The sequence below is a fragment of the Chitinophaga sp. genome, assembly GCF_035564935.1.
In the GTDB taxonomy this organism is placed as follows: Bacteria; Bacteroidota; Bacteroidia; order Chitinophagales; family Chitinophagaceae; genus Chitinophaga.
Genome location: NZ_DATMTE010000577.1, coordinates 1 through 2,997, shown reverse-complemented (window position 1 = coordinate 2,997; position 2,997 = coordinate 1). Strand labels below are relative to the sequence as shown.

At 46.7% G+C, this 2,997-nt stretch carries 3 protein-coding genes; all 3 read right to left on the bottom strand.

Going from position 1 to position 2,997, the window contains the following annotated elements; genetic code table 11:
• On the bottom strand, positions 1-417 hold a 417-nt coding region (locus tag VN105_RS14815; protein ID WP_325642203.1), incomplete at its 3' end, for a hypothetical protein.
• Positions 418-486: 69 nt separating this feature from the next.
• Positions 487-1,731 carry a DUF1015 domain-containing protein gene (locus VN105_RS14810; RefSeq protein ID WP_325642201.1) on the bottom strand — a complete coding sequence of 415 codons (1,245 nt, stop codon included), beginning with the start codon at positions 1,729-1,731 and terminating at the stop codon, positions 487-489.
• 99 nt (positions 1,732-1,830) lie between these two features.
• On the bottom strand, positions 1,831-2,901 hold the full coding sequence (gene serC, locus VN105_RS14805; RefSeq protein WP_325642199.1) for a 3-phosphoserine/phosphohydroxythreonine transaminase: 1,071 nt from the start codon (positions 2,899-2,901) through the stop codon (positions 1,831-1,833).
• Between the last annotated feature and the right edge of the window lie 96 nt (positions 2,902-2,997).

Here is a 2,997-nt window from a genome sequence, read left to right as displayed (position 1 = left end):
CAGCAGGAAAACGCTGTCCCATTCCTTCAATGCGCTTAGGTGGATCCATTCCTGAACGCCAAAAGAAAATATATAAAGAGAAAACATCAGGAAAGGGCCGGTGAGCAATACAGTTGCGGAAGGCATTGCAAAGGGCAGGTTGTAATCCGGCTCCTCCTTCTTTTTCCTGCTGTAACTATAAGCCAGGATAGCCAGCAGCAGGCTGCAATAGAGTGGTATTGCCAATATACTGTTCTGTACTTTGTCCTTCACAAGGTCGGGATAGGCAACAGAAGCCACCGCATAGTATGCAATGAACATCACCATGCTATAAACCGGTATCAGCCATGCGGGGCCTAATGTTGGATAAAACTTTTTCTTTTCTGCCAGTAAAGGATCATCATCAAAAATGGAACGGGTAGGGTCGGATGTTTTCATGATTCAGGTATGGGAGGGTGAAATAAGTTTCCCCGGCGGGTTGAATCGCCGGGGAATGGTATATCATATTTAAATAATATGTGTAATCAACCCGTCGCGCAGCTTTGGTTCAAACCAGGTGCTTTTCGGGGGCATCACATTTCCGCTGTCGGCAATATCGAACAGTTGCTGTATGGTGACAGGGTAAAGGGCAAATGCCACTTTCATTTCGCCACTGTCTACCCGTTTCACCAGTTCTTCCAGGCCGCGGATGCCGCCTACAAAGTCGATGCGTTTATCGGTACGCTGGTCTTTGATGCCCAACAGTTTGTCAAGTACATTATTGGAAAGAATAGTTACATCGAGGATGCCTATCGGATCGGTGGTGTAGGTGCCTTCTTTTGCCACCAGGCGGTACCATTTCCCATCCAGGTACATGCTAAATTCGTGCAGCATGGAGGGTTGTTGGGGCAGGTGCCCGATCTCTTCCACAGTGAAGTCATAATCCAGCCGGGAAAGCAGGGCTTCCTTACTGAGTCCGTTGAGATCTTTCACTACACGGTTATAGTCCAGGATAGCCAATTGGCTGGCGGGGAAAATGGTAGTGAGAAAATAATTTACGGGATTATCTACGGAAGTGATCTTTCCTTCTTTTTCAAACGCGGCCTGTACCAGGCTGGCAGAGGCGGCGCGGTGATGGCCATCGGCAATGTAAGTGCATGGCACTTTTTCGGCGAAAAGGGTAGTGATGTCCTGGATGGCGGCAGGTGTATTGATCACCCATATGGTATGCCGGATGCCGTCTTCCGCGGTGAAGTCATATACAGGTTTATTATGTTCCTGCCAGTGGTCTATCAATGCGTTAACCTCAGGTACATCGTTATAGGCAAGGAATACGTTGCCTGTTTGCGCTTTGGTGGTTTTGATATGATTGATGCGATCCAGTTCTTTATCAGGCCGGGTAAACTCATGTTTTTTGATGATGCCGTTATTATAATCTGATATAGCGGAAACGCATACCAGGCCGGTTTGTGCGCGGCTGTTCATCACCAGTTTATAGATATAATAGGCAGCCTGCGGTTCCAGGAAAAGGGTGCCTTCCTGTACCAGCCGGTGCAGGTTTTCCGCGGCTTTATCATATACAGCCTGGCTGTGGGGATCAGTTCCTTCCGGTAAATCTATTTCAGATTTTGAAACATGATAATATGAATAAGGGTTACCGGATGCCGCTGTTTTGGCTTCTTCCGAGCTGAGTACGTCGTACGGCCTTGCAGCTACTTTTGCTGCCAGATCTGCTGCAGGCCTTAATCCGTTAAAGGGTTTGATAATAGCCATGATGTAGATATGTGTGAGTAGTAAATGTAATGATAAAAAAAATACGGAGTTGCAGACAGGGATGTATCTGCAACTCCGTATTACGTTCAGGATATTTTTTTATGCCTTTTTCAGGGAGAAGTATTTCATGGCTTCCACCATTACTTCCACGCTTTCATATGGCAATGCATTATACATAGATACGCGGAACCCGCCTGAGAGACGGTGACCTTTGATACCAACAATATCTTCTTTTTTGCAGAATTTCAGGAATTCTTCCTCCATTTCCGGTTTATCCATGATAAAGCAGGCATTCATTTTACTACGGTCTTCTTTCACAACAGTGCCGCGGAACAGCGGGTTGTGATCGATTTCGTCGTAGAGCAATGCGGCTTTTTTCTCATTGATCTTTTCAATGGCGGGAATACCTCCCTGGTCTTTAAGCCACCGGAGGGTGAGCATGGAAATGTATACGGCAAAAACGGGAGGGGTGTTGAGCATGGAACCATTTTCAATATGGTTCCTGTAGTCCAGTATAGCCGGTATTTTGCGCGTTACCTTGCCCAGTATGCTTTTGCGTACAGCTACCATGGTAGCGCCTGCGGCGCCCATATTTTTCTGTACACCGGCATAGATCAGCGAGTACTTGTTAAAGTCCATGCTGCGGCTCATGATGTCGCTGCTCATGTCTGCTACCAGGGGTACGTCGGTAACAGGTGTCATTTGCCACTGCGTACCATAAATGGTATTGTTGGTGGTAATGTGTAAATAGCTTGCCTGTGGCGGGATGGTAAACTGTTTGGGAATGTGATTGTAGTTGCTTTCTTTGGAGCTCGCCACAACGTCGGCGAAGCCAAACAATTTTGCTTCTTTGATAGCCTTGTTAGACCATACTCCTGTATCCACATAAGCGGCGGAATCGCTGCTTTCCAGCAGGTTCATCGGCACCTGCATAAACTGCGTGGTAGCGCCGCCATGTAAAAAGAGTACTTCAAAGTCGTCATCAAGCTGCATCAGTTCCCTCACCAGGTTACGCGCCTCGTCCATTACCGCTACAAACGGTTGTGTTCTGTGGCCAATTTCCAGTATAGACATCCCCGACCCCTCGAAGTCGATCAGAGCTTTACTGGCCTTGTACAATACCTCGTTGGGTAATACAGAAGGACCTGCGTTAAAATTATGCACCTTCATGTTGCGATTCAGATTAAATTCATTTTTTGATCTTTCCACTTTGTTTTGGTTTTTCTAAGGAAACGGAAAAAAAACGGCACGGGTGTTTTAAAACCA

Coding starts and splice junctions, on each gene's coding strand:
- VN105_RS14810 (WP_325642201.1), bottom strand. CDS start 1,731: ATGGCTATTATCAAACCCTTTAACGGATTAAGGCCTGCAGCAGATCTG.
- serC (WP_325642199.1), bottom strand. CDS start 2,901: ATGAAGGTGCATAATTTTAACGCAGGTCCTTCTGTATTACCCAACGAG.